The 25,547-nt window shown below is 46.2% G+C and carries 23 protein-coding genes, 4 tRNA genes and 1 pseudogene; 23 read left to right on the plus strand and 5 right to left on the minus strand.

Going from position 1 to position 25,547, the window contains the following annotated elements; translation table 11 throughout:
- Positions 1–42 precede the first annotated feature (42 nt).
- Positions 43–780, plus strand: coding sequence for an acetoacetyl-CoA reductase (phbB, locus tag JHL22_RS01025; RefSeq protein WP_200232853.1), 738 nt, complete (start codon positions 43–45; stop codon positions 778–780).
- Positions 781–837: 57 nt separating this feature from the next.
- Positions 838–1,398 carry a polyhydroxyalkanoate synthesis repressor PhaR gene (gene phaR / locus JHL22_RS01030; RefSeq protein ID WP_200232863.1) on the plus strand — a complete coding sequence of 187 codons (561 nt, stop codon included), beginning with the start codon at positions 838–840 and terminating at the stop codon, positions 1,396–1,398.
- A 29-nt stretch (positions 1,399–1,427) separates the two neighbouring features.
- On the opposite strand, the gene JHL22_RS01035 is transcribed toward phaR, so the two are convergent.
- Entirely contained in the window at positions 1,428–2,567 is a 1,140-nt protein-coding gene (locus JHL22_RS01035; RefSeq protein WP_200232865.1) for a GNAT family N-acetyltransferase, read from the minus strand.
- Position 2,568: 1 nt separating this feature from the next.
- On the opposite strand from JHL22_RS01035, the gene JHL22_RS01040 reads away from it, so the two are divergent.
- Positions 2,569–3,579 (plus strand): CobW family GTP-binding protein, encoded by a 1,011-nt coding sequence (locus tag JHL22_RS01040; protein WP_200232867.1) that lies wholly within the window; start codon positions 2,569–2,571, stop codon positions 3,577–3,579.
- Positions 3,580–3,710: 131 nt separating this feature from the next.
- On the opposite strand, the gene ssb is transcribed toward JHL22_RS01040, so the two are convergent.
- From ssb to JHL22_RS01055, 3 genes are all read right to left on the minus strand, one after another.
- Positions 3,711–4,151 (minus strand): single-stranded DNA-binding protein, encoded by a 441-nt coding sequence (ssb, locus tag JHL22_RS01045; RefSeq protein WP_200232869.1) that lies wholly within the window; start codon positions 4,149–4,151, stop codon positions 3,711–3,713.
- 249 nt (positions 4,152–4,400) lie between these two features.
- A tRNA-Met gene (locus tag JHL22_RS01050) sits at positions 4,401–4,477 on the minus strand.
- Positions 4,478–4,848: 371 nt separating this feature from the next.
- A tRNA-Met gene (locus JHL22_RS01055) sits at positions 4,849–4,925 on the minus strand.
- 81 nt (positions 4,926–5,006) lie between these two features.
- Here JHL22_RS01055 and scpB point away from each other — a divergent pair.
- The 12 genes and pseudogenes from scpB to JHL22_RS01115 all read left to right on the plus strand — a co-directional run.
- Positions 5,007–5,582 (plus strand): annotated as a pseudogene (scpB, locus tag JHL22_RS01060) (SMC-Scp complex subunit ScpB); the annotation flags it as partial.
- A gap of 226 nt (positions 5,583–5,808) precedes the next feature.
- Positions 5,809–7,353, plus strand: coding sequence for a 23S rRNA pseudouridine(2605) synthase RluB (gene rluB / locus JHL22_RS01065; protein ID WP_200232887.1), 1,545 nt, complete (start codon positions 5,809–5,811; stop codon positions 7,351–7,353).
- Between the two features lie 303 nt (positions 7,354–7,656).
- Positions 7,657–8,139 carry a ribosome maturation factor RimP gene (gene rimP, locus JHL22_RS01070; RefSeq protein WP_200232889.1) on the plus strand — a complete coding sequence of 161 codons (483 nt, stop codon included), beginning with the start codon at positions 7,657–7,659 and terminating at the stop codon, positions 8,137–8,139.
- Positions 8,136–9,620, plus strand: coding sequence for a transcription termination factor NusA (gene nusA, locus JHL22_RS01075; RefSeq protein WP_200232891.1), 1,485 nt, complete (start codon positions 8,136–8,138; stop codon positions 9,618–9,620). Before rimP ends, nusA begins: the two co-directional genes overlap by 4 nt.
- A 75-nt stretch (positions 9,621–9,695) precedes the next feature.
- Positions 9,696–12,788, plus strand: coding sequence for a translation initiation factor IF-2 (gene infB, locus JHL22_RS01080; protein WP_200232893.1), 3,093 nt, complete (start codon positions 9,696–9,698; stop codon positions 12,786–12,788).
- An 8-nt stretch (positions 12,789–12,796) separates the two neighbouring features.
- Positions 12,797–13,210, plus strand: a complete 414-nt coding sequence (rbfA, locus tag JHL22_RS01085; RefSeq protein ID WP_200232895.1) for a 30S ribosome-binding factor RbfA — start codon at positions 12,797–12,799, stop codon at positions 13,208–13,210.
- Between the two features lie 23 nt (positions 13,211–13,233).
- Positions 13,234–13,986 carry a tRNA pseudouridine(55) synthase TruB gene (truB, locus tag JHL22_RS01090; protein WP_200232897.1) on the plus strand — a complete coding sequence of 251 codons (753 nt, stop codon included), beginning with the start codon at positions 13,234–13,236 and terminating at the stop codon, positions 13,984–13,986.
- A complete protein-coding gene (gene typA, locus JHL22_RS01095; protein ID WP_200232901.1) occupies positions 13,983–15,809 on the plus strand; it encodes a translational GTPase TypA in 1,827 nt (608 codons plus the stop codon). The genes truB and typA overlap by 4 nt, the downstream gene beginning before the upstream one ends.
- A 375-nt stretch (positions 15,810–16,184) precedes the next feature.
- On the plus strand, positions 16,185–16,547 hold the full coding sequence (locus JHL22_RS01100; protein WP_200232902.1) for a hypothetical protein: 363 nt from the start codon (positions 16,185–16,187) through the stop codon (positions 16,545–16,547).
- Positions 16,548–16,782: 235 nt separating this feature from the next.
- Entirely contained in the window at positions 16,783–17,376 is a 594-nt protein-coding gene (locus JHL22_RS01105) for an SCO family protein (protein WP_200232903.1), read from the plus strand.
- A gap of 30 nt (positions 17,377–17,406) precedes the next feature.
- Positions 17,407–17,955: a copper chaperone PCu(A)C gene (locus JHL22_RS01110; protein WP_200232904.1), complete on the plus strand. Its 549-nt coding sequence runs from the start codon at positions 17,407–17,409 to the stop codon at positions 17,953–17,955.
- Positions 17,956–18,093: 138 nt separating this feature from the next.
- The gene (locus JHL22_RS01115) at positions 18,094–18,759 is read left to right on the plus strand and encodes a copper chaperone PCu(A)C (protein ID WP_200232905.1); all 666 of its coding nucleotides are present in this window, start codon (positions 18,094–18,096) and stop codon (positions 18,757–18,759) included.
- A gap of 741 nt (positions 18,760–19,500) precedes the next feature.
- Here JHL22_RS01115 and JHL22_RS01120 read toward each other — a convergent pair.
- Positions 19,501–19,707, minus strand: coding sequence for a hypothetical protein (locus tag JHL22_RS01120; RefSeq protein WP_200232906.1), 207 nt, complete (start codon positions 19,705–19,707; stop codon positions 19,501–19,503).
- Between the two features lie 169 nt (positions 19,708–19,876).
- Between JHL22_RS01120 and JHL22_RS01125 the strand changes: the two genes are divergently transcribed.
- The 8 genes from JHL22_RS01125 (at position 19,877) to thpD (ending at position 25,522) form a co-directional block, all read left to right on the plus strand.
- Positions 19,877–20,785, plus strand: a complete 909-nt coding sequence (locus JHL22_RS01125) for a polyphosphate kinase 2 family protein (protein WP_200232907.1) — start codon at positions 19,877–19,879, stop codon at positions 20,783–20,785.
- 255 nt (positions 20,786–21,040) lie between these two features.
- Positions 21,041–21,116 (plus strand) — tRNA-Asn (locus JHL22_RS01130).
- 132 nt (positions 21,117–21,248) lie between these two features.
- Positions 21,249–21,324, plus strand: a tRNA-Asn gene (locus JHL22_RS01135).
- Between the two features lie 365 nt (positions 21,325–21,689).
- Entirely contained in the window at positions 21,690–22,229 is a 540-nt protein-coding gene (locus tag JHL22_RS01140) for a MarR family winged helix-turn-helix transcriptional regulator (protein ID WP_169295106.1), read from the plus strand.
- Complete coding sequence (gene ectA / locus JHL22_RS01145) at positions 22,226–22,792, plus strand: diaminobutyrate acetyltransferase (protein WP_407926751.1); 567 nt, start codon at positions 22,226–22,228, stop codon at positions 22,790–22,792. Before JHL22_RS01140 ends, ectA begins: the two co-directional genes overlap by 4 nt.
- A gap of 85 nt (positions 22,793–22,877) precedes the next feature.
- Positions 22,878–24,185, plus strand: a complete 1,308-nt coding sequence (gene ectB / locus JHL22_RS01150; protein ID WP_200232909.1) for a diaminobutyrate--2-oxoglutarate transaminase — start codon at positions 22,878–22,880, stop codon at positions 24,183–24,185.
- Entirely contained in the window at positions 24,182–24,577 is a 396-nt protein-coding gene (locus tag JHL22_RS01155; RefSeq protein WP_169295104.1) for an ectoine synthase, read from the plus strand. Before ectB ends, JHL22_RS01155 begins: the two co-directional genes overlap by 4 nt.
- 12 nt (positions 24,578–24,589) lie before the next feature.
- On the plus strand, positions 24,590–25,522 hold the full coding sequence (thpD, locus tag JHL22_RS01160) for an ectoine hydroxylase (protein ID WP_200232910.1): 933 nt from the start codon (positions 24,590–24,592) through the stop codon (positions 25,520–25,522).
- The last annotated feature ends 25 nt before the right edge of the window (positions 25,523–25,547 follow it).

Below are 25,547 nucleotides of genomic sequence, written 5' to 3' on the forward strand. Positions count from 1 at the left end.
ATTAGTTTTTGTACATGAGTAAATAAAATAAGCGGAGATCTTATGAGTCAGAAAATTGCATATGTAACAGGTGGAATGGGTGGTATTGGTACCTCTATTTGCCAGCGTTTACACAAGGATGGTTTCAAGGTTATTGCGGGTTGCGGGCCTAACCGAAATGCCCAGAAATGGATCGATGAGCAAGCCGCATTGGGGTACAAGTTTTTTGCATCGGCCGGTAACGTTGCCGATTGGGATTCTACCGTTGAAACTTTTGATAAAATCAAAAAAGAACATGGTCCCATTGATGTGCTGGTAAATAACGCTGGAATTACCCGTGATGGCGTTTTTCGTAAAATGAACCTGGAAGACTGGAAAATGGTGATGGACACCAACCTGAACAGTCTATTCAATGTAACCAAACAGGTTATAGAGCACATGTATGAAAAACGTTGGGGCCGTATTATTAATATCAGTTCCGTTAACGGTCAAAAAGGCCAGTTTGGCCAAACCAACTACTCTACCGCCAAGGCAGGTATTCACGGTTTTACCATGGCGCTTGCCCAGGAAGTGGCCAGTCGTGGTGTAACGGTTAATACTGTCTCTCCGGGTTATATTGGCACTGAAATGGTTCGCTCTATTCGTCCCGAAATACTGGAGAAAATTGTAGGTACGATTCCCGTTCGCCGTTTGGGAGCACCCGAAGAAATTGCTTCAATGGTTGCATGGCTGGCTTCGGAAGATGCCGGTTTCAGCACCGGTGCCGACTTCTCGGTTAATGGTGGCTTGCATATGGGGTAGTCCCTGGCCCCACCCTTAGGGGTGGGGTTGTACGCTTCATTACATAAATAAATTATTATGATAAATTCACCAGAAACCGGGCAAACGCGTATTATTAAAAAATACCCCAACCGCCGGCTTTACGATACTGAATCCAGTGCTTATATTACCCTGGCAGATGTCAGGAAACTGGTACTTGATAACATTAAATTTCAAGTCATTGATGCCAAAACCAGCGAAGAGATCACCCGAAGCATCTTGCTGCAAATTATTCTTGAACTGGAAGGCGACGGGGTACCCATGTTCAGTTCCACCATGCTTGAACATATTATTCGCTTCTATGGCAATGCCATGCAGGGGGTAATGGGTACGTACCTGGAAAAAAACATGCAGGCTTTTGTTGATATCCAGGAGCGTCTGACTGATCAATCCAAGGGTATGTATGGGTCTCAGTTCAATCCCGATGCCTGGGCACAATTCATGAGTATTCAGGCGCCTGTACTAAATAACGCCATGAGTAATTATGTTGAACAGTCCAAGAATTTGTTTGTGCAAATGCAGGAACAGATGCAAAACCAGACTCAAAACATGTTTGGCACTTTCCCTTTTTCAGTGCCCCCAGAGAAAGACAAGAAATAACGCTAATAAGCTTCTTGGTTTATTTAACTTCAATAAGCAGTTTGCCTAAATGGGGAATGTGTTGACAGCATATCAACATATTTCCCAACCTGACGGCTTTCAGCATCCAAAAATTTTTCAATGGCCGTGGCAAAATCTTTTCTGGCAATCCAGTGTGCTGAATAGGTGGTTACCGGCAGTAAGCCACGAGCCAGCTTATGCTCGCCCTGGGCACCGCCTTCAAAATAACGGTATTTGTTTTCAATGCAAAATTCGATGCCTTGCATATAGCAGGTTTCAAAATGCAGGCCTGGAATAAATTCATGTGCCCCCCAATAACGACCATAAACGGTATCATCACCAACAATATTAAGGGCACAGGCAATGGGTTGTTCGTTTTTTAGGGCCAGTACCAGCAAGATGTTTTCGGGGCTTTTTTGCAGGTAGGCATGGAAGAACTCACTATTCAGATAGGGCTCGCGGCCACGTTCATAATAGGTGTTTTGGTAGCAGGAAATAAAAAAATCCAGCGTTTCCCGGTTAATATCCCGGCCACGTAAATGCCTGAAGCTAACGCCGGCGGCAAGCGCTTTCTTGCGATCCTGGCGGATTTTTTTGCGCTTGTCATAACTAAGTTGCTTCAGGAAATGTTCAAAATCTTCATAGTTCCGGTTTTCCCAATGAAACTGCACATCTTCCCTGATCATATAGCCGCATTCACGCAGAATATTTAAATCTTCGTGGTTAGGGAACAGGACATGAAGAGAAGATACGCCCATTTTTTTGGCAACTTCAATGGCCTGTTCGGCCAGAATCCGTTTGTGTTGCAGGCTGTTGGCCAGTAGCCTGGGCCCGGTAACGGGGGTAAATGGAACGCTGCAAACCAGTTTGGGATAATAAGCCAATCCATGTTGCTCAAAGGCATTGGCCCATGCCATATCAAAAACAAACTCACCGCGTGAGTGGGTTTTTAAATAAAGTGGCATTAGCCCCAAGGGTGTGTGCTGTTCGTCTTGCAGGTAAAGATACTGGGCATACCATCCGTAATCTGGGGTAACACAGGTGCTAGCGTGCAATGTCTGCAGGAAATCGGGACTGGTAAAGGGGTTTTTCTGGCAGAATGAATGCCAGGTATCCGCCTTTAGGTCTGAGGGTGAATCAAGTATTGAAATTTGCAATTTTTGGGACATAATGAATCAGAACAACATGGGTAAACAGGGGATAGGTGTCACGGTGATTACCGGTTTCCTGGGTAGCGGCAAAAGTCATTTTATCAGGCAATTGTTAAAGCAGCCTAATGCCGGGCAGATTGCCATTATCGTTAATGAAATTGGCCAGGTTGGGCTGGATCATCTTATATACAGGCACTTAAGCGCACAGGTTGCCCTGCTTGAAGGCGGCTGCCTATGTTGTCAGTTGCACGCAGACCTGAGCCAGACGCTGCGTGAACTGTTTATGCTGGCCATGCAAAAGAAAATTCCCGCTTTCAGGCATGTCATTATTGAAACCTCAGGACTGGCGGACCCGTCTGCCATTGTTTTTACTTTAAAGCATGATTTCTTTCTGAAAGAACGCTTTTATAATGCCGGTGTTTTATGTGTGGTAGACGGCTGCCACGCAGAACAGCAACAACAGGACAATCCCGAATGGCTAAGCCAATTGCTGGCGGCCGATGTGATACTGCTGTCTAAAGAAGATGTATGCCCCGAAAAACTACCCGATTTAAAAAGCCGCATTAATGCGCTTGCCATGGGTGTGCCAGTGGTAAGCAAGCCCGACCTTGAAGAAACAGAAGATATTTTTGGCGTTTTGGCTACTTTAAAACAGCAGGGAAAGCAAAAATTGGCTGCTTTCGGTACGCGTTGGCAGGCAGCTGGCCGTCAGACATTAAAGCCACAGGTAAGCCATACCGATGTGGATGTGATTACCCTTACCCTTGGGCAAGCGGTAAAAAGAGGACGTTTTATTGCTGCACTGGACGCCATGACAAAAAAATATGGCACAGCCCTGTTAAGAATGAAAGCATTGGTGCAGTTTGTGGGTGATGAGCATTTTTACCATGTGCATGGCGTGCATAACCAGCGTTCGTCGTTTGAAATATTGGATATTGAACCGCAGGAACGCGGCGGTATTACGTTATGCGTGGTTTTGATTATTAAAAAAGGATATTGGGAAGACAAGGACAGGGCGGTTTTTAGTTAAAGAGGCGTTTGTCCGTTTGTCTTTGGGTTGTGTTCATTCACTTGGAATGCCTTTGGGGATGTCATTACCGGATATGGTCGGCCAAGGCCCCCGGCAGCCATGTCGGGGGTTCGTGATGCCTTAGACAGGATTTAAAACGGGATATCTGGGCCCTCATTGCCCGAAGTGGATGGGGCGGGTGAACGGGGTTTTTTTGGCGATTCTGGCGCATCATTTATTGCCGTAGTGCCATTGCCAGAGCTGCCCAGCATTTGCATCTGTTCAGCAATGACTTCCGTTCCGTAACGGTCCTGGCCGGTGTTCTTGTCTTGCCATTTGCGTGTTTTGTTACGGCCTTCCACATACACAGCGCTACCTTTTTTAAGGTATTGTCCGGCAAGTTCAGCCAGGCGGCCAAAAAATGTGACACGATGCCATTCTGTTTCTTCACGGGGTTCACCCGTGTTTTTATCTTTCCAGTTCAAGGTGGTGGCAATGGAGATATTGCACATGGCGGCGCCGTCGGGGCTGTGCCTGACTTCGGGGTCACGCCCCAGATTTCCCACTAAAATGACTTTGTTGACTGATGCCATAAAAATTTCCTGAAAATTGTGAGCCAGGTTTTATGGTAGGGAAATTGCCCGTATTGCTGGGCAATAGTGCTGCATTGTGTCCATTGTGGTTATTGCTAAATGGCTTTGGGGGTTTTTGAGGCGAAGAGGGGATACTGGGGAAAAGCGTAAGATGGGAAGAGATGGCTAAATTGCAGTGACGTTCAAGGTAACAGCAAAGGGCAGAAATGAAAAAAGCCTGTTTCAATAAAGAAACAGGCTTTTTAAAACTGGTTGCGGGGGCAGGATTTGAACCTACGACCTTCGGGTTATGAGCCCGACGAGCTGCCAGACTGCTCCACCCCGCGTCTGAAGAATTAAATAATAACCCTAATTGACATAAGCAGACAAGTGTTTTCTTGTTATTTTGCAAATGTGTTGTAATTTAGTTGCGTTTTAGTGGTTTTCTTGGGTTTTTTGTCTTTTTGGGCTGCTTTAATAAGTACATAGTACGATCGTAGTAGCGTGTTATTTGTGCTTGGCAGGCTAATTTAAATTTGGCCTGGCCGGCAAATAGCGCCAAACCTCCAGCAGCAAAAACCCCCAACAGCTAAAAAAACATTAAATCAAAAAAAGAAAGCCGAAGAAACAAGCAGTTAAAAAAATAGCTTATATACTGCCAAAAACAGGGCCAATAGCAAAAAAGCCTGCTTCAATAAAGAAACAGGCTTTTTAAAACTGGTTGCGGGGGCAGGATTTGAACCTACGACCTTCGGGTTATGAGCCCGACGAGCTGCCAGACTGCTCCACCCCGCGTCTGAAGAATATAATAGTAGTCTACCTGTTATAATAATGCAAGTCGTTCACCTTATTTTAATAACAAACCCTTACTGAACCATGAATGAAAGTTTAATACGAAATGTGCTGGAAGCCGCGTTGTTGTGTGCTCAGCAACCAATGAAGATGTCTGATTTGGCAAAAATGTTTACAGAGTCAGATGATGTAAAAAATGATGTAATTAAGCAACAACTGTTAAATTTGCAAGACGCATGGTCAAAGAAAGGTTTAGAATTAGCACAATTGGCTAGCGGGTGGCGTTTTCAAAGTCGCCCACAAATGCAAAAGTATTTAGAACGCCTTAATCCAGAAAAACCACCTAAATATTCCAGGGCGGTTATGGAAACATTGGCAATTATTGCCTGGCGTCAACCGGTTACACGGGGCGACATAGAAGATATTCGCGGTGTAACGGTTTCTTCCCAAATCATTAAAACTTTAGAAGAGCGTGGCTGGATAGAAGTGTTGGGTCACAGGGATGCGCCTGGAAGACCTGCCTTGTTCGGGACCACAAAACAATTTTTGGATGATTTGGGATTAAAAGCGCTAGATGGGTTGCCTGGTTTGGCCTCAGAAGGAGAGGTGCTTCTGGCTGCCGAAGATAAGCTTGCTGGCTTGTTCTCTACAGAGGAAAGTCCTGAAGAAAATGGCTGTCATGAGCAATCGCCAGTTGAAGGTTTAAATCCTGGCGCGACAGTTGTCCCGGAACAAGGGTAAATTGTTCATAATAGGTAAAAAACATACAGTTAAGTAAAAACACTGGCATACGCAAGCTTTACTTGTTGGTGTTTAATTAATGGTGAAACATTAAGCCCACTTTAATTTCAAAGTGCTTTCGGAAGAAGGTCAAATAAGCAAATATATGAATACAGTAACGGAAACCGTCACGATTGTCGCGGGTGGTGATGTGCAGCCTGAGTCTGCCCAGGTGAAAAGCAAAGGTCGTAAATTGCGTACACCATTCAGGCGCAGGCGTGCCGATGCAACCATTGAAACCAAAAAAGAAAAAGCAGTTGCCACAGAGCAGCCGGAAAAATCTCCGGCTCCGGCAGCTGTCAGGCGAACACGCAAGCCGGCCGTAAAAGGTGGAGCTGCCACAGGCAGGCGTGCGCCCGTAGCCCGCAAGCCGGCAACAAACCAGCCAGTGCAAGAGGTGCGTGCAGATGCCTTGGGTGATAGTGCTCAGGTCTTTGATGAAAATGAATCAAATAATGCGCTGGCATTCCTGGATAACTCGGCAAAATTAGAGCAGCGTTTGGGTAAATATCTTACCAGCGATGCGGTCATGCCTAAGCTTCATAAAGTGTTGGCGGATGCCGGTGTGGGTTCCCGGCGTGAGATGGAAGAACTGATTATTGCCGGACGCGTTTCCGTTAATGGTGAGCCTGCGCATATTGGCCAGCGGGTTGGTATGAGTGATGTGGTTCGTATTAATGGGCGTCTTGTTGTGCGTCCCAATGCCAAGCGGCCACCCAGGGTAATTTTGTATCATAAGCCGGCCGGGGAAATTGTCAGTCATGACGATCCCGAAGGGCGTGCAACGGTATTTTCACGCTTGCCAAAAATGCGGACCGGTAAATGGGTGTCGGTGGGGCGTCTTGACTTGAATACCGAGGGTTTGCTTATATTCACCACCTCGGGTGATTTGGCTAATCGGTTTATGCACCCGCGTTATGGTAACGAGCGTGAATACGCGGTTCGTGTGTTGGGCGATCTGGATGCGCAGAAAATGGCGTCCTTGACCAAAGGTGTTCAGCTTGATGATGGGATGGCGGCATTTGGCGTCATGGAGCATATTGGTGGTGATGGTAGTAATCGCTGGTATCGTGTTACGATTCAGGAAGGCCGTAATCGTGAGGTGCGCCGTATGTTCGAGGCGGTCGGCGTAACGGTCAGTCGCCTTATTCGTACGCGTTTTGGTGAGGTCGTCTTGCCAAGGAATTTGCGTCGTGGTCGCTATGAAGAACTAGATGCTTCATTGGTGGTGGCGTTAATGGTTCGTCTGGGGCTCATGAAAGCTGAAGGCGGCTCTGAGTCGGGTAAAGGGCGTGAACGTCAGCCAATATCGCACGATAATGCGATGCCGCCCGGGTTTGAATCTGCTGTTCCTGATTTTGGTTTTGGGCCTTCTTCTTATGCCAGGGCTGGCGGTGATGCGCAGCGTAAACCTGCGCGCCCAGGTGGATTGTATAATCGTAAAAATAATCAGCCCCGCAGTGAAGGGGGGGGTTATGCTAAAGATTCCGCCAGGAAAGCCCCCCGTGGTAACCAAGAGGGAACAGCTCGTCCCGAGAGTGCCAACAAGTCCAGAGGCACCACTCGTAATAAAGATGATTGGCAGCCCAAAGGTGCTGCGGCTCATGAATCCAGATTAGGGTTTGTGGGTCGTGGCAGAAGTGGTCGATAGGGGCTGTTCATGTTGTTTTTTTGGTAAAATATCAAATACTTAGCAAGTTGTTGGTTTTTTTGATATAATCATAGGTTGTCTAGCTGTAATTTACTTTTTTGAAAAAAGATTGCAGCTGGTTTATGGAACGAATATATAAAAACAATGGTTTTGGGGTCCGCACAAGCCCGTAAAATATACTGTTATTTACGGGTAAACTGGTTGGCTTGCTACTTAAAGTTTGCAAGCCAGAAGTTAATGGGGTGTTGGATCAAACCGGTGTTTTTGTAAACAATGGGCTGTAAAAGCCCATTTTTTTATTGTATGGCTGATTTATATACTCTTACTGAACAAGCGATGGCTGGCCTTGGGGTCGAGCTGATTGATATCGAGCGTGCCGCGTTCGGGTTGTTGCGCGTAACCATAGATCGTGAAGGTGGCGTGCGGATTGAAGACTGCGAGCAGGTTTCCCGTCAATTGTCGCGGGTGTTTGAAGTTGAAAATATCGATTACAAACGCCTTGAAGTCGGTTCGCCAGGTGTAGATCGCCCTTTGCGTACGCTAGCCGATTTTAACCGGTTTGCCGGTGAGCGGGTGGAAGTTAAATTACGTGAAGCTGTAGATAGTCGCAAAGTCTTTACCGGGGTTTTGTCGCCGGAAACAGCTTCGGATGGAACGCAGACAGGTCAATTCTGTCTGGAATTTGATGTTAAAAAGAACGAAACTCAAGTCATTGTTTTTGCATTTGATGATGTAGAAAAGGCAAAACTTGATCCGGTTCTTGATTTCAAGGGTAAAAAGCGATGAGTCGCGAAATTCTTCTATTGGTTGATGCGTTAGCACGTGAAAAAAATGTGACACGTGAAGTGGTTTTTAGTGCGCTAGAGAGTGCGTTGGCCTCAGCCATGAAAAAACGTTTTAAAGAAGATGCTGATATCCGTGTAACGATAGATCGGGCTACGGGTACGCATGAAGGCTACCGTCGCTGGCTTGTCGTGCCCGATGAAGCGGGTTTGCAAGAACCTGACCGTCAGGAACTGTTCAGTGAAGCCCAAGAGATCCAGTCTGGAATCCAGGAAGGTGAATACATCGAGGAAATCCTTGAGCCTGTCGAGTTTGGGCGAATTGGTGCACAAGCGGCCAAACAGGCCATCTTGCAAAAAATCCGTGATGCCGAGCGCGAACAGGTGCTTAATGACTTCCTTGATCGTGAAGAAAGTATTATTGCAGGTACTGTAAAACGGCTTGATAAAGGCGATGCCATTATTGAAACCGGCAAAATAGAAGCCCGGCTGCCACGTAGCGAAATGATCCCCAAGGAAAACCTGCGGATCGGTGATCGTGTCCGTGCATGGGTAGCCAAGGTTGATCGTGCCGCTCGTAACCAGCAAATTATTCTGTCACGTACCGCACCCGAGTTCATTCGTGAATTGTTTGAAAACGAAGTGCCCGAGATTGAACAGGGATTGCTTGAAATCAAGGCTGCCGCCCGTGATCCTGGCATGCGTGCCAAAATTGCCGTGGTTGCCTACGACAAAAGAATCGACCCCATCGGAACTTGTGTCGGGATGCGTGGTTCGCGTGTAACTGCAGTTCGTAATGAACTGGGTGGCGAGCAGGTTGATATTGTGTTGTGGGCAGATGACCCGGCCGAGTTCGTTATTGGTGCCTTGGCGCCTGCCAATGTTGAATCCATTCTGGTCGATGAAGAAAAGCATGCTATGGATGTCGTGGTTGATGCCGAGAACTTGCCAAAAGCAATTGGTTCAAAAGGCCAGAACGTAAGACTGGCTTCTGACCTTACCGGTTGGCAAATCAATATCATGACACCCGAAGAAAGCAGAAGTCGCCAGGACGAAGAACGGGCTGAAATGCGTGCCACGTTCATTGAAAAACTCGATGTTGATGAGGAAATGGCCGATATTCTTATTGATGAAGGCTTTACCGGTCTTGAAGAAGTAGCGTATGTGCCTATTCAAGAGTTGCTTGAAATTGATGGTTTCGATGAGGATACCGTCAATGAATTGCGTAATCGTGCCCGTACTGCTTTGCTGACAGAAGCCATCGTGCAGGAAGAACGCGTTGAAACTGCCCAGGATCTGCTTGATCTGGAAGGGCTGACACCAGAGTTTATTGCCAAGTTGGCTGAAGGTGGTGTTCATACGCGTGATGATCTTGCCGAGTTGTCCACCGATGAACTATCGGAAATAACCGGCTTGTCAGAAGAAGAGTCTGGTGAGTTAATTATCAAGGCGAGAGCCCACTGGTTTGATGAAGATGAAAACTAATCTTCATATCTACAGTTTTAAACAGATTGCCTATTGAATGTTATTGAATTGTTGTGAAAGGGAAGAGAGAGCCTAATGCCCAGTATTACTGTTGCCCAGTTTGCCGTCGAACTGAAATTACCTGCCAATGTGTTGCTTGAACAGCTTCGTGGGGCAGGTGTAAATGTGAATTCTGTAGAGGATAATGTCACCGAGAGCGATAAAACCAAACTACTGGATTCCCTTCGCCGCGCGCATGGTGCAAAAGAGGGTAAAAAAATTACGGTAACACGCCGTGAAACGTCAGAAATCCGTCAGGCGGATAGTTCTGGGCGCTCTCGTACCATTCCGGTTGAGGTTCGTAAAAAACGGGTTTTTGTTAAACGGGATATTACCGAAAGCAAAGAGCCTGGGACAGACACCGTCAAACCGCTTGCCTCAACAACAGCGCCTGAAGAAGTTGTAAAAACGCCTCAGGAAAACATTCCGGTACAAAAAGTGCCAGAGCAAAAAGAAGAAAATGCATCAATTGCACAAACTTCTGCTGCGAAAGACTCTTCTGAAGCGGTACAATTACAAGGCAGTACCCAATCAGCTGCCAATGCATCCCCTGAAACGGTGCCAGGCGTTGTTGAAACAGTGCCGCAGCAACCAGAGTCAGCTGCGGCTGCCAATGTAGAAAATGAAGTGAAAACCACAGAGCCTGACGGTCATCCTCAGCCGCAAGTTCAACCATCATCCGCCAAGCCGGATGAATCATTAATCACATCTCAACAGGTTGAGAACAAAGAAGTGCATACTGAATCCAAAAATGTGCCGTCTGCTTCAGTAAAAGCTGATCAGAAACCAGCTCAGGGGGCAACGGTTAAAAGTAAATCTCCAGAGTCAGGCCGTGTTAATGAACACCGTGATGCCAAGTCATCACGACCGGCTGATCATAAACCTGCCCAGGCTAAACAGGGCGGCAGAAACGAAGTGGCAAGGGCCAAGGCGCCCGTTACTGCATCAGCTGCCAATAAAGATGTCAATGTCCGTCATAAAAAGCCTGTTGTAGAGCCAAAACGTGCGCCGGTAGATAATGCCGCGCGCGAAGAAGCACGTCGCCAGGCCGAGGCTGAAGCAGCCGCCTTGCGTGATATGCTTAATCGCCCTCGCAAAGTATTGCGTGCTGCCCCTACCAATCCTGAGGCGGCAGAGGCAGGCAAGAAAGTGGTCAAAAAAGAAGTCAAGCCGCCTGTTGCAGGGGCTAAAAAGCCAGAGCGTGATAGCAACTGGAATGATGGTTCGCGTGGTAAAAAGCCTGCCGAAAAGCGTGCCGCAACGCCTGCCAAGGCCCAAGAAGAGGGCTGGCGTTCAGGTGGTGGACGCGGTGGTTCCAGAAACAACCGCAGGAATCAGCAGCAGCAAGTCAAAGAGCCGGCAGCACCCGAGTTTATTGCACGTGACGTTCATGTGCCCGAAACCATTTCAGTGGGCGATTTGGCTCATAAAATGTCGGTCAAGGCAGCGGAAGTTATCAAGCTGTTAATGAAGATGGGTCAAATGGTTACTATTAACCAGATTCTTGACCAGGAAACTGCCATGATCGTGGTTGAAGAGCTGGGGCATCATGCGATTGCCGCCAAACTTGACGATCCCGAGGCATTCCTTGACGAAAGCGTCGAAAGCGTTGATGTTGAATTGGTGCCGCGTGCGCCGGTTGTTACGGTAATGGGTCACGTTGACCATGGTAAAACCTCCCTGCTTGACTACATTCGCCGTGCCAAAGTGGCCGGGGGTGAAGCAGGTGGTATTACCCAGCACATTGGTGCTTACCGTGTTAAAACCGAAGGCGGCGTAGCCACCTTCCTGGATACCCCCGGACACGAGGCATTTACCGCCATGCGTGCACGAGGTGCCCAAGCGACCGATATCGTTATTCTGGTGGTTGCCGCTGATGACGGTGTCATGCCGCAAACGCGTGAAGCCATTCACCACGCCAAAGCGGCAGGTGTGCCTTTGGTGGTAGCCATTAACAAGGTGGATAAACCCGAAGCCAACCCCGAGCGCGTGAAACAGGAACTGGTTGCCGAAGAAGTGGTGCCCGAAGAGTATGGTGGTGATGTGCCATTTATACCCGTATCAGCCAAAACCGGTTTCGGTATTGATGATCTTATCGAAAACGTACTGTTGCAGGCTGAAATTCTTGAATTGACAGCTGCAGTTGATGCGCCAGCCAAAGGTGTGGTGATTGAATCCAGCCTTGACAAGGGTCGCGGTCCTGTAGCTACCATTCTGGTTCAAAGTGGCACCCTGAAACGTGGTGATGCCATCCTGGCTGGTGCAAGTTATGGCCGTGTACGTGCCATGCTTGATGAAACAGGTAAAAATATTCCAAAAGCAGGGCCATCTGTACCGGTTGAAATCCAGGGTCTGTCTGAAGTTCCTGCCGCCGGTGACGAAGTACAGGTTCTTGTTGATGAACGTAAAGCACGTGAAATTGCCTTGTTCCGTCAGGGTAAATTCCGTGACGTTAAACTGGCACGTCAGCAGGCGGCCAAGCTTGAATCCATGTTTGACAACATTGGCGAAGGTATGCAAACGCTTGAACTCATCATTAAAACTGATGTTCAGGGTTCACAAGAGGCGTTGGTCCAATCGCTGGTCAAGCTGTCTACCGATGAGATCCGTGTACGGGTTGTGCATGCCGCTGTTGGTGGTATTTCTGAAAGTGACGTTAACCTGGCCATTGCATCTAATGCGGTCATTATTGGCTTTAATGTACGCGCAGACCAAAGTTCGAAAAAACTGGCCGAATCCAACGGTATCGACATCCGTTACTACAACATTATTTATGATGCGGTAGATGACGTTAAAAGTGCCATGTCCGGTATGCTTACGCCAGAAAAACGTGAAGAAGTTATCGGTATGGTTGAAATTCGCGAGGTTTACAGTATTTCACGCATTGGTAAAGTGGGTGGATGTATGGTTACCGACGGTATGGTACGCCGGGATTCTCAAGTACGTCTGCTGCGTAATCATGTGGTTATCTGGACTGGTTACATCGACTCCCTCAAGCGCTTCAAGGATGATGCCAAAGAAGTGAAAGCCGGTTTCGATTGCGGTATCACTTTAAAGGGCAATAACGATATCGAAGTGGGCGATCAGCTTGAGATCTTCGAAATCAAAGAAATTGCCCGTACGTTGTAAATTTTATTATGAATCGACATAAGTCAAAATCGCCTGCCAGCCGTAATATACGTCTGGCAGACCAGATACAGAAAGATCTGGCAGTGCTTATCCAGCGTGAAATGGATATGTCCCGTGTGGGTTTAATTACCGTAACCGGGGTTGATCTTAGTGCAGATTATGCACATGCCAAAGTGTATTTTACGGTTTTGGGTGCAGAGCCTGAGGTAGCGTTTACCGCGCTGAATGAAAAGGCGGGCTGGCTGCATTCTTTACTGTTTAAAATGCTGCATATTCATACCGTACCCACTTTGCGCTTCATTCATGATGAACATATGGCTCGCGGTATTGAAATGACACAGCTTATAGATCGAGCAATCCGTCCGGATGATTTTCCTGTGCAAACAGACAATCTTGATGACATAGAAACAGGCAAAAAATAACTGCCTGGTATTTGGGTAAATAAATGGGACGAAGGAAAGGTCTGGATATTACCGGGGTGTTGCTGCTTGATAAGCCTGTGGATTTATCAAGTAACCATGCCTTGCAAAGAGCCAGACGTGCAATGGATGCAAAAAAAGCCGGTCATACAGGAACCCTGGATCCATTTGCGACCGGCTTGTTAGTCTGCTGTTTTGGAAAAGCAACTAAAATATGTGGCCCCATGCTGAATGTGGATAAAAAATATATTGCCACCCTTCAGTTGGGTTCTGAAACCGATTCGGGTGATTTAACGGGTACCGTAGTTCAGGAAGCCGCAGGTTTTTCTGGTATTACGGCAGAACAGTTAAGCAAGGTTTTACCCGATTTTTCGGGTGAAATACAACAAATTCCGCCGATGTATTCGGCCTTGAAGCGGAATGGGCGTCCGCTTTATGAGTATGCACGCCAGGGAATTGAGCTTGAGCGTGAACCCCGTACTGTAAACATCTACGAAATAAATGTGTTGCGTGTTCAACCAAAGGTGGTTGAGCTAGAGGTATTCTGCAGTAAAGGAACCTATATACGCACACTCGCCCAGGATATTGGAAGGGCATTGGGTTGCTTTGCGCACCTGATTGCCTTGCGGCGCACGGTTGTTGGCCCGTTTACCCTAGACAATGCAATTGCCCTTGAGGCTTTGCAAGGCATGGAATCACCGGTTGACAGGCTGATGGCCCTGGATGAACTACCTGACGGTCTGGTGCCGTTAAAACTACTTCAAAAGGAAATACTATGAGCCAAGCGCTCCGTAACGTTGCGATTATTGCTCACGTTGACCATGGTAAAACAACAATGGTTGACCAGTTATTACATCAGGCGGGTACATTCCGTGATAACCAGCATATTGCTGAGCGTGTCATGGACTCCGGCGATATCGAAAAAGAACGTGGCATTACCATTCTTTCAAAGAACTGTGCTGTCGAATATGAAGGTACCCACATCAATATTATTGATACGCCCGGACACGCCGACTTTGGTGGTGAAGTAGAGCGCGTATTGTCGATGGTTGATGGTGTCTTGCTACTGGTTGATGCGGTTGAAGGTCCTATGCCACAAACCCGTTTCGTGACCAAGAAAGCCCTTGCCCTGGGTCTGAAGCCGATTGTTGTGGTTAATAAAATTGACCGCCCCGGTGCACGTCCTGATTTTGTTATTAATACGACCTTTGATCTGTTTGACAAACTCGGTGCAACCGAAGAACAGCTTGATTTCCCGGTTATTTACGCTTCAGGTCTGTCTGGTTTTGCCGGCCTTACCGATGATGTACGTGAAGGTGACATGCGTCCCCTGTTTGACGCTATTTTGAAATATGTGCCTCAGCGTAACGATGACAAAGAAGCTCCCTTGCAAATGCAAATCATCTCACTTGACTACAACAGTTATGTGGGCAAAATTGGTGTGGGCCGTGTCAATCGTGGCCGCATCCGTACGGGTCAAGATGTCGTGGTTAAGTTTGGTGAAGATGGCGAAACCTCCAAGGGTCGTGTAAACCAGGTTCTTAAATTCCAGGGTCTTGAGCGCGTTCAGGTGGACTCTGCTGATGCCGGTGATATTGTCCTGATTAACGGTATTGATGAAATTGGTATTGGCTGCACCTTGTGTGATCCTTCCAAGCCCGAAGCCCTGCCAATGCTGAAAATTGATGAACCAACATTAACCATGAACTTTATGGTTAATACATCGCCCTTGGCCGGCCGTGAAGGCAAGTTCGTGACCAGTCGCCAGATTCGTGACCGCTTGAATCTGGAACTGAAATCCAACGTAGCCCTGCGGGTAAAAGATACCGATGATGATACGGTGTTTGAAGTATCTGGCCGTGGTGAACTGCATCTGACTATTTTGCTGGAAAACATGCGTCGTGAAGGCTATGAGCTGGCTGTTTCACGTCCTCGTGTGGTCTACAAGGAAGTTGACGGCGTGCGTTGTGAACCACTGGAACTGTTAACCATCGATCTTGAAGATGGGCACCAGGGCAGTGTGATGGAAGAGTTGGGCCGTCGTAAGGGTGAGCTGTTAGACATGCAATCCGATGGCCGTGGCCGTACCCGTCTGGAGTATCGTATTCCTGCTCGTGGTCTTATCGGCTTCTCAACCGAGTTCATGTCCCTGACGCACGGTACAGGTCTCATGAGTCATATTTTTGATGAATATGCACCGGTACGTGAAGGTAGCGTTGGTGAACGCCGAAATGGTGTTCTGATCAGCCAGGATAACGGTGATGCCGTGGCCTATGCTTTATGGAAACTGCAAGACCGTGGCCGTATGTTTGTTTCGCCTGGCGAGCCTTTGTATGAAGGTATGGTTATTGGTATTCACAGTCGTGATAATGACCTGGTTGTTAACCCTATCAAGGGCAAGCAATTAACCAATATCCGTGCATCAGGTACAGATGAGGCAGTACGTTTAGTGCCCCCCATCAAACTCAATCTTGAGTATGCGGTAGAGTTCATTGATGATGATGAGCTGGTTGAAATAACACCTAAAAGTATCCGTTTGCGTAAACGTTACTTGCTTGAGCATGAGCGCAAGCGTGCCTCACGCGAAAGCAATAATTCCTAGTGTTTGCTCCCGGGAACCAGGCAGTCTTTAACTTTGCTTAAGGAAGCCCTCCCGGATAAACGGCACTACCTGAAGTAAATTAAAACAGCATCGTGTAAACCATATCCCATATACTGGATAAATGTTTACCATGCTGTTTTTTTGTTCAATCAGAAAACAGGGTGTCTGAGCAGGTAGTAGTTGATATTAATCAGAATAAGCCTATATATATAATTTATCAGCAGTTTGTTTATTTACGATTTGGTATTACGGTGGTAGTATCAGGTGTGATAATTTTCATTTACATAAATCGTAGCCAATCATAAACGCCCTTATATGAATGTGAACAGGCTTTCTTCGCATCAAGGTATCTCGCTCAGGTATATATTCATATGCTTGAGCCTGTTCCTGTTTGCGTTTCGTTCACTTATTCCAGTTGGCTATATGCCCAATATGCAGGCTTTGAGCCAGGGCAAAATAGAAATTACCGTTTGTTCACCAACCGGTACCCCCACTGTTGTTTCTGTTGACTTATCAAACGATCAACATCCCCAGGACAACGCTCATGATGGCATGATGAGTTGTCCTTTCAGCAGCATTAATGCGCTAAGCATGCTGGTTGGCCTTTCCAGTGAAGGCATCAGTACTGTTTCTTTATCCGAAATGTTTGTCCCCTCTCTCGAACATTCTCAGGTAACGAAGGTACGCCGCTTAGGCCCACCGCTTGGCTCCAGGGCGCCTCCTCTTGCATTTATCTAAGCCGTAAATAATACCCATTATTGTGGGTACTTTATTCAACTCATTGTTTTTTGTGCATACTTTTAGACCGGGTGTGCGCATAAAGATGTGTGTTGGTAAGTGTTCTACTGCCTTGGATAAATTTGACAGAAACATATCCGTTTTACTTTTTTCTCCGGTAATACAAAGTTGTTTCCGCTCATTTCCCAATTTATTCAAGGCAAATTTTTATCATTTATTAACTTGAGTGCATGCCATGTCAATCAATCAACAGCGCAGGTTAGTGTTAAGTGGTTTGGGCGTAATGCCTCTGGTGCTTATGGGTTGTGGTAAAGAAGAATCACTTAAGGTGCATGCCACCGATATTACCGGCGTGAATTTTGGGCGCGAATTCAATTTGCAAGACGCCACCGGTAAACGCTGGACCTTGAATGATTTCAATGGAAAAGCGTTGATGATGTTTTTTGGCTTTACCCAGTGCCCCGATGTCTGCCCAACGGCCTTGGCCCGGGCAGTAGAAATAAACAGTTTGTTAGGTAAAGATGCAGAGCGGTTGCAGGTGGTGTTCGTGACCATAGACCCCGAGCGTGATATCCCGGAAATGCTGGCTGCTTATACCCAGGCTTTTGACCCAGGCTTTCTTGGGCTTACCGGTACACCCGAAGAAATAGCAAAAATCGCCAAAGAGTTCAGAATTTACTATAAAAAAGTACCGACCGGATCCAGCTATACCATGGACCATAGTGCGCTTAGCTATGTATTTGATCCCAAAGGCAAGTTAAGGATGTCTGTTTCGCATCAACAAAGTGCAGAAGAATGTGCGGAAGATATTCGGCAATTATTATTCTAATCCGTCTACTCAATCCCTTAAGGAGTTGTAATGAAATTATCATTTAAACAGGCCAATCTGGCGCTGGTTACCAGTCTTTCTTTGTTTTCTGTTGCAGCTAACGCTGCCGTGACGGTCAATGAAGCCTGGGTGCGGGGTACTGTGCCTGGGCAACAGGCAACAGGGGCTTTTATGAGATTAACCTCAGATACCAATGCAAAACTGGTGGAAGCAAAATCAGACATTGCCAAAACGGTTGAAATTCATGAAATGGTGATGGAAGATGATGTCATGAAAATGCGTCAAATTCCAAATCTGGATTTACCCAAAGACAAAGTGGTAGAACTGAAGCCGGGTGGCTATCACATCATGTTTATAGACTTGCATGAGCAGGTGAAGGAAAACAATGAGGTGGCGCTGGAGCTGGTGATTGAAAACCAGGATGGAAGTGTTGAAAATATTGCGGTTAAAGCGCCTGTTAAATCGTTAACAGCCAAGGCTGACTCATCCACGCATGCAGCAATGGATCACGGTGACAGTAAGCATGAAAATGCAGGTCACGGTGACATGAAACATGATGACATGAAGCCAGCTCATTAATTATTTCCTGCTTTACTGGTTGGATGATCCGGTGTTTTAACCGGATCAGTTTTATCTTTTATGATTCCCGCACCCCTCTGGTGCGGGAGATTCTTGAATAGGCCATTTCCTGTTAAGCCGGAAATGGTAAATGTAGCAATGAATGCTTTCCTTAAAAAATTAATAGGTATAACAGCCCTTGCGCTATTTGCTGGTACAGCATGGTGGGCAGTTGAATATTTCAAGGAACCCCAGTACGACTGGATTGAAGTTTGTACGATGGAAGGCGTTAAAAGGGTAAAGTACGACAATGAAGGAAACCTGTTGGCTGAAGAGTGGATTAGCCAGGTTCCTGCTCATGTGCTGGCGGCAATAGAAGAGGCCAATAAAACAGAGACTGCCAATAACAGTCCGCCGCAAACTGGTTTTGAAGAACCCTATGCTGAACTGGATAAGGTGCAAATAGAGCAGTGTTGGGTAAGGCTGTTGCCCTCCAATTTACCTGCCGCCGGATATTTTGAATTAAAAAACAATACCGGGCAGGAACTTGTCTTGACGGGGGTTGAAAGTAAAGATTACGGCGTTGCCATATTGCATGAGAACGTCAAGAAACAAGGCATGCTAACCATGGTGGCCTTGCCTGAAGTACGCATACCCGCCAGCGGTCAATTGTCATTTTCTCCCATCACCAACCACATCATGCTGGAAAACAGCAACAGGGCCTTAAAGTCGGGTGATTTTATCGGGTTAATATTTTATTTTCAGGGTAACGGCATAAAAACCGTGCAATGTAAAATGAAAGGTCCCAATGCCTTGTCGTATTGATAGCAACTTAGCAAAAACTGTGTAAACCCTCGCCTTGGGCACGTCAGCGATTAGGGGCGGGGAGCAGTTACTGTGATGAAAGCAAGCATATCAATGCTGGTGACTAAAATCGCTGAATGGGGTTTTTGTTTGCCGGTTTATCAATGCTGGCTCTCTTGTTGTTGCTTTATATTTGTGTTTTGCTTAAAAATTAAGCAAATTATAATATTCATTTATTAATCAATTGGTTATGATTCTTTTACAGAATTATTAAAGAGCTATCCACATTGATTCCAGCTGTTATTGTTAATAAGTTATGTATTTTTGTGCATTGTGAATAACAATGTGATTAAACTGTGTGTAAGCAGTGAATAACATGTGAATAAATACTTTCTAACAAAATGGCCATTTTTTTAAAATTCCTGATTATATTTTTAGTGCTGTTTTGGCTTGCACGTTTTTTCAGTCGTCGCATAAACAGGCTTTGGGCAGGAACCATTGGTGCTGCCATGCAGTGGATTAACGACAATGGCGCACGCATGATGAAATTCATGTTTATCCTGGCGGGTGTGTTATTTTTAGTGCTGCTATTCCAATGGAGCCGGACAGGCTAATGCGAGGCAAAAACGGGATGCACTGCCATGGATAAATGCTTAAATGGATTTATCCATGGCCGTTGAATGGTAGTCAACAGTACAAAACCTGCAGGCCATAAGCGGTTTGGCAACCGGTTATGGCTTTTTGCTTTGCCTGCTTGGTCATTTAGCGATTTTGGCTACCCGTAGAGCCCCGACGCGCTTGGTTTTGGTTACTGCCACCAATATGGGCTTCCCGGTCGCTACGGCTTTCTGGCGTTCGTTGGCCCTGATTCAATTGGGTGGGGTTTTTTTTCCCTTGCTGGTTGGTGTCATTGCTGACTTTGCCGGTTTGTGGTTCTTGTTTATCGTTAGGGTTGGAATGAGACGTCATAGTTTGCTCCTTGTGGTCAGAAACATCAATAATTTCATTTAACTATGTCAACGTTACAGCATGCATCTAGCGCCTGCAAGTATAAACATTAATTGATGCAATTTTGATTTTGATTTTTCCATGTAGGCTCTCCTTATGTTAAAAAGAATGATTAATAGGGAGCGCTTCAATGGCAAAGAATAATATTGGCAAAAATAATTTTTCAAAAATATATCGCGTTGAGAATGGCAGTAAATTTCAGCTCAAAGACTGGAAAACATCGTCTGATGAAAAAATTAACGAAGACGATGCCGAAGATGAACTCAAGGAAATAGTTGAGGAAATTTCTGATTTGCAAAACGTTTTGTACGCCGATAATAAGTGGTCTTTATTACTGATTTTTCAGGCAATGGACGCAGCTGGAAAAGACTCTACCATCAAAAACATATTGTCAGGCGTTAACCCGCAAGGGTGCGAAGTTTATGCGTTTGCCCGTCCGTCAATAGAAGAGTTGGGGCATGATTTTTTATGGCGCACCACTAAATGTTTGCCGCAACGGGGAAATATTGGTGTTTTCAATCGTTCTTACTATGAAGAAACCCTGGTTGCCAGAGTGCACCCTGAATTGTTGAAAGCACAAAGCCTGCCCAATAATTTGCTTACCGAAAACATTTGGGAAGAACGCTTTGAAGATATTTGTGCTTTTGAAAAGCATATGGCCCGTAGCGGTACCAAGATCCTTAAGTTTTTCCTTCATCTGTCTCCGGAAGAACAAAAAGCAAGATTTATAGAGCGGATAGAAAACACCAGGAAAAACTGGAAGTTTGATAAAAATGATCTTTACGAGCGCAGTTTCTGGAAAAAGTACATGTATGCCTATGAAGAAACCATTAAGCATACGGCTTGTGAGCATGCACCCTGGTATGTAATTCCGGCAGACAATAAGGCTTACGCCAGGTTGGCAGTGGCTGACGCAGTACTATCTACCCTGAAAGATCTTGATTTGAAATATCCAACGTTAAGTAATGAAATTGTGGTGTCCCTGAAGTCTTACAAGGATAGTCTTAAGAAAGAAGAGTTGGATATTTACAAAATTTAAAGTTCAACCAGCTTAAAATCCAGTAGGGGTACACAGTGGGGGGGTAACTACTCTGATCAATAAGGGTGTTTTTAAACATAAAAATCCCGTTTATTGGCCGAGTATTTTTTCGTTTAACATGATAGTAGGCAAGTGACGTATCTGTTATGGTTGAGTTTGGTACTTTAAAACCACAAAAAATAAAAATTTTTGTATAAAAACCCTGAAGGCCTTGTCACATAGGCAAAATTGTTGCATAATTTCATTCTTATTTGATCCCCGATAGCTCAGACGGTAGAGCGACGGACTGTTAATCCGCAGGTCACTGGTTCGATCCCAGTTCGGGGAGCCAAATTTAAAATCCGCTTTATTTTTGCGGTTTTTTTATTCTTGGAAAACTAATTTCCAGAAATTTAAAAAGTTATATGTTGCTTGTCTTCGGCTTGCAATTTAATAGTTTTTATTGTTATAATAGAAAACTTATTCCCCGATAGCTCAGACGGTAGAGCGACGGACTGTTAATCCGCAGGTCACTGGTTCGATCCCAGTTCGGGGAGCCAAAATTTAAAAAAAGCCGGCAATCATTCAATCATGATTGCCGGCTTTTTTCTTGTCTGTTAAATGTCTCTTGTCTTTTAAACATCAATAATAAATTAAATCCAATTGGCGCTTAAGAGCAACGTCCTGTTCTCCCACTAAATTTTTCATTAATCGCTTAAATATGGTTTCTATTGAAATCATATTTGCATATTATTTTTTATTTTTTTTTTTGTTTTAAGAGAGTAATCACTCATTTTAAGACTTTAAAGTAGTCTTTTTTAGCATTTTTTATCAAATATTAGTTATTTTCTATTGGCTAGATAGCTATTTTTGTTTTAATATAGTTCGTGTAGAAATTAATTTAACACTAATCATTCGTGTCATTATGAATTCAATAGAATCAAGCTTGCAGTACGATTTACGCATTTTGCATGCGTTGCGCCGCATTACAAGGTCTATCGCCTTGCATTCGCGGCATTTGGCGTCGTATAGCAATATTACGGCGCCACAGCTTATTTGCATGCGGGCGGTTGTGGCCAAAGGCCCCATTACTGCAACCGCCATCAGTCGTGAAATTCACGTCAGTCCCAGTACGGTTGTGGGCATCCTTGACCGCCTTGAAGACAAAGGCTTCATCAAACGTGAAAGAGGGCGCCAGGACAGGCGTACTGTGTTTATTACCGCTACCGAAGCAGGTGCTGAACTGGTTAAGAATACACCGTCTCCATTGCAGAAAAAACTGGCCGATGCGCTTAATGCGTTGCCGGAACTTGAGCAAGCCACCATCACGCTGTCGCTTGAACGTATCGTGACACTAATGGAGGCCAGCGGTACAGAGCCTGCCGAGGTTCACAAAGAACCCGCCTCACCCATTCTGGATGTCCCCGTTGGTGGGGCTCATCCTGAATCTGGAATTATGGTTTGACAACAACACGAACACCCAACTCCACACCCCCATTCCCTGAAACCCCATCTGCCTTGCCAGATGGCCTCGCAAGAGAAAACACAGCCCTGTTGCGGACCCCATGCAAGACCGATGGCTACGCCATTTATCAGCTAATCGCAAAGTGCCCGCCACTTGATCTTAATTCGGTGTATGCCTATTTGCTCCTGTGCGAGCACTTTTCAAATACCTGTGTTGTCGCCCAATCCGCGCATGGGCTGGATGGCTTTATTTCTGCCTACATTCATCCCACCCGGCAAGACGTTTTATTTGTCTGGCAGGTAGCTGTTCATGAGCGGGCACGCGGCCAAAGCCTGGGCGGGAAAATGCTGCAAAATCTCTTGCAGCGGCCTGAATTGGCCAACGTGAACTTTATAGAAACTACGGTTGGCCCAGACAATATTGCTTCGCGCAGTATGTTTGGCAGCCTGGCGCGAAAACTAAAGGCCAACGTGAATGAAAGCGACTTGTTTGAGAAAAGCCTGTTTGGCCCCGAAGCGCATGAAGACGAGAAATTAATACGTATTGGGCCGTTTTTGGTTTAATACTGCATCAACCGGCCAGCGGGCAGTTTGCGGCGGGCCGGTCATAGTAAGTGTTTTACATATCATGATTAAAAAGGAGAACATCATGGATTTGAAAATATTTGACCGGATGGAGTCGGAGGTCCGAGGCTACATCCGGTCGTTTCCAGTTGTATTTAATAAGGCCAAAGGGTCGTTGTTATTTGATGAAACAGGTAGGGAATACGTTGATTTTTTCAGCGGTGCCGGTACCTTGAATTACGGTCACAACAATCCTGTACTTAAGCAAAAAATGATTGAATATCTGGAAACCGATGGCCTTGTCCACAGTCTGGATATGGCTACATGCGCCAAACAAACATTTCTTGAAACGGTTGATCGCGTTTTGCTTAAGCCCAGGAACTGGGAATACAAATTGCAATTTACCGGTCCAACCGGCACTAATGCCGTCGAAGCGGCGCTTAAGCTGGCCCGTCAGGTTAAAGGACGCTCCAATATCATTTCATTTACCCATGGTTTTCATGGTGTTAGCGGTGGTTCGCTAGCTGTAACTGCGAATGAGAAATTCCGCAGGGCGGCTGGCGTTGCCCTGGCCAATACCACTTTCATGCCATTTGACGGTTATTTTGGTCCCGATGTAGACACCATTGTTTACCTTGAGAAAATGCTTGATGACGCCAGTAGCGGCCTGGATTTGCCGGCGGCCATTATTGTGGAAACCGTGCAGGGAGAAGGAGGCGTTAATGTTGCCAGCTGGCGTTGGCTTAAAGAGCTGGAAAAGCTTTGTCGCCGTTACGATATGCTGTTAATTGTGGATGATATCCAGGTGGGTTGCGGCAGAACTGGCAATTTCTTCAGCTTTGAAACGGCCGGTATTCGCCCCGATATTATTACCCTGTCCAAATCTTTGTCTGGTTTTGGCTTGCCCATGTCATTGGTGCTTATCAAGCCAGAGCTGGATATCTGGAAACCTGGTGCCCATAGCGGTACTTTCAGGGGCAATAATCTGGCTTTTGTTACGGCAGCGCAAACGCTTGACAGCTATTGGGCCAAGGATGACTTTGCCCGCAATACCATTCGTAAAGAACGACTGGTACGTGACTGGCTGGAAAATATCGTACACAGCTTTCCCGGTGCTGATTTAAGCGTGCGTGGAAGAGGCCTGATCCAGGGGTTGGTGTTCGAAGGCAGACCTGAACTGGCTAATAAAGTAGTCAAAAAAGCGTTTGGCCATGGTTTGGTCATAGAAACTTCGGGTGCGCGTGATGAGGTGCTGAAAATTCTTCCGGCCTTGACGATCGAAGACGAAATTCTGATTCGTGGGCTGGAAATTATCGAGCGCAGTGTAACGGAAGTATTAAAAAACCAGGGTATTAATGCCCAGGTATTGAAATTTGGAGGAATAAGGAAATGATTGTCAAGAATGTGAAAGATGTGATTGGTACCAAGGAAGAAGTGGTTACCGAAAACTGGTTGAGCCGTCGTGTGTTATTGAAAAAAGACGGCATGGGATTCTCATTTCATGAAACAGTTATTTTTCCGGGTACCGAAACACATATTCACTATCAGAACCACTTGGAAGCCGTATGGTGTGTTGAAGGTGACGGTGAAATTGAAACCGTGGCTGATGGCAAAAAATACGCCTTGGGCCCAGGGGTGGTTTATGCACTGGATCAACATGACGAGCACTGGCTGCGTGGCGGTAAAGAACCCTTGCGGGTGATCTGCGTTTTCAACCCACCGCTGACGGGCCTTGAAGTGCATGATGAAGAAGGTGTTTACCCATTGGTGACTGATACCGTTTAATGGGAGGATGCAATGATAACCACATCTATGACTGATCTTTATGCTTCACGTACCAGTAGCACGGCAGCTATTATGGCCAGAAATGAGCCCGTGGTATGGAATGACGGCAATTACGCAAATGCGCTTTCGGCAGGGCAACTGAACGCTTACCAGCGCGATGGCTTTCTGTTAATTGAAAATGTCTTTACACCGGAAGAGGTTGCGGCTTTGCTCAAAGAGGTTGTCCGCATGAGCAAGGATGAATCTATTGCCGGCATGGATGAGGCCATTACAGAGCCGGGCAGTGATGCCGTGCGTTCCATTTTCAAGGTACATGCCTTGAATGCGTCTATTAGCCGCCTTGCCCGTGACCCGCGACTTATTCATGTGGCAAGGCAAATCCTGGGTTCGGAAGTATACATCCACCAATCCCGGGCCAACCTTAAACCGGGATTTACCGGCAAGGAGTTTTATTGGCATTCAGACTTTGAAACCTGGCACGTGGAAGACGGCATGCCGACAATGCGTGCGTTAAGCTGTTCTGTGTTGCTGACTGATAATAATGAATGCAATGGTCCGCTAATGCTGGTGCCGGGCTCACAGATGCAATTTATTTCATGTGTTGGTGAAACACCGGGTGAGCATTACAAACAGTCGCTTAAAAAACAGCAATATGGGGTGCCAGATCCACTTACCTTAAGCTTGCTGGTAGAGCAGGGCGGTATTAAGACCATGCAAGCCAAGGCCGGTTCGGTGGTGTTTTTTGACTGCAATACCATGCATGGATCAAGCAGCAATATATCTCCCTGGCCAAGGTCAAACGTATTCATGGTGTATAACAGTGTTGAAAATACGCTTGAGCAGCCCAGGTATGGCTTGGCACCACGGCCTGAGTATATTGCCACACGATCGGATTTTTCAGCACTGGAACCGTTAGACAGTGTTAACAGCCAGACACCGTTCTAGTTGGCATTGAAGTTTTCTTGCCATT

It is taken from the genome of Advenella mandrilli (assembly GCF_016595155.1).
Taxonomy (GTDB): domain Bacteria; phylum Pseudomonadota; class Gammaproteobacteria; order Burkholderiales; family Burkholderiaceae_B; genus Advenella; species Advenella mandrilli.

Bases quoted from the DNA above. Each gene is read 5' to 3' on its own strand.
- JHL22_RS01125 (WP_200232907.1), top strand. From the start codon at position 19,877: ATGGCAAAGAATAATATTGGCAAAAATAATTTTTCAAAAATATATCGC.
- JHL22_RS01105 (WP_200232903.1), top strand. From the start codon at position 16,783: ATGTCAATCAATCAACAGCGCAGGTTAGTGTTAAGTGGTTTGGGCGTA.
- thpD (WP_200232910.1), top strand. From the start codon at position 24,590: ATGATAACCACATCTATGACTGATCTTTATGCTTCACGTACCAGTAGC.
- nusA (WP_200232891.1), top strand. From the start codon at position 8,136: ATGAGTCGCGAAATTCTTCTATTGGTTGATGCGTTAGCACGTGAAAAA.
- phaR (WP_200232863.1), top strand. From the start codon at position 838: ATGATAAATTCACCAGAAACCGGGCAAACGCGTATTATTAAAAAATAC.
- truB (WP_200232897.1), top strand. From the start codon at position 13,234: ATGGGACGAAGGAAAGGTCTGGATATTACCGGGGTGTTGCTGCTTGAT.
- rluB (WP_200232887.1), top strand. From the start codon at position 5,809: ATGAATACAGTAACGGAAACCGTCACGATTGTCGCGGGTGGTGATGTG.
- ectB (WP_200232909.1), top strand. From the start codon at position 22,878: ATGGATTTGAAAATATTTGACCGGATGGAGTCGGAGGTCCGAGGCTAC.
- ssb (WP_200232869.1), bottom strand. From the start codon at position 4,151: ATGGCATCAGTCAACAAAGTCATTTTAGTGGGAAATCTGGGGCGTGAC.
- typA (WP_200232901.1), top strand. From the start codon at position 13,983: ATGAGCCAAGCGCTCCGTAACGTTGCGATTATTGCTCACGTTGACCAT.
- phbB (WP_200232853.1), top strand. From the start codon at position 43: ATGAGTCAGAAAATTGCATATGTAACAGGTGGAATGGGTGGTATTGGT.
- JHL22_RS01035 (WP_200232865.1), bottom strand. From the start codon at position 2,567: ATGTCCCAAAAATTGCAAATTTCAATACTTGATTCACCCTCAGACCTA.
- JHL22_RS01040 (WP_200232867.1), top strand. From the start codon at position 2,569: ATGAATCAGAACAACATGGGTAAACAGGGGATAGGTGTCACGGTGATT.
- JHL22_RS01110 (WP_200232904.1), top strand. From the start codon at position 17,407: ATGAAATTATCATTTAAACAGGCCAATCTGGCGCTGGTTACCAGTCTT.
- infB (WP_200232893.1), top strand. From the start codon at position 9,696: ATGCCCAGTATTACTGTTGCCCAGTTTGCCGTCGAACTGAAATTACCT.
- rbfA (WP_200232895.1), top strand. From the start codon at position 12,797: ATGAATCGACATAAGTCAAAATCGCCTGCCAGCCGTAATATACGTCTG.
- JHL22_RS01120 (WP_200232906.1), bottom strand. From the start codon at position 19,707: ATGACGTCTCATTCCAACCCTAACGATAAACAAGAACCACAAACCGGC.
- JHL22_RS01115 (WP_200232905.1), top strand. From the start codon at position 18,094: ATGAATGCTTTCCTTAAAAAATTAATAGGTATAACAGCCCTTGCGCTA.
- JHL22_RS01140 (WP_169295106.1), top strand. From the start codon at position 21,690: ATGAATTCAATAGAATCAAGCTTGCAGTACGATTTACGCATTTTGCAT.
- JHL22_RS01155 (WP_169295104.1), top strand. From the start codon at position 24,182: ATGATTGTCAAGAATGTGAAAGATGTGATTGGTACCAAGGAAGAAGTG.
- rimP (WP_200232889.1), top strand. From the start codon at position 7,657: ATGGCTGATTTATATACTCTTACTGAACAAGCGATGGCTGGCCTTGGG.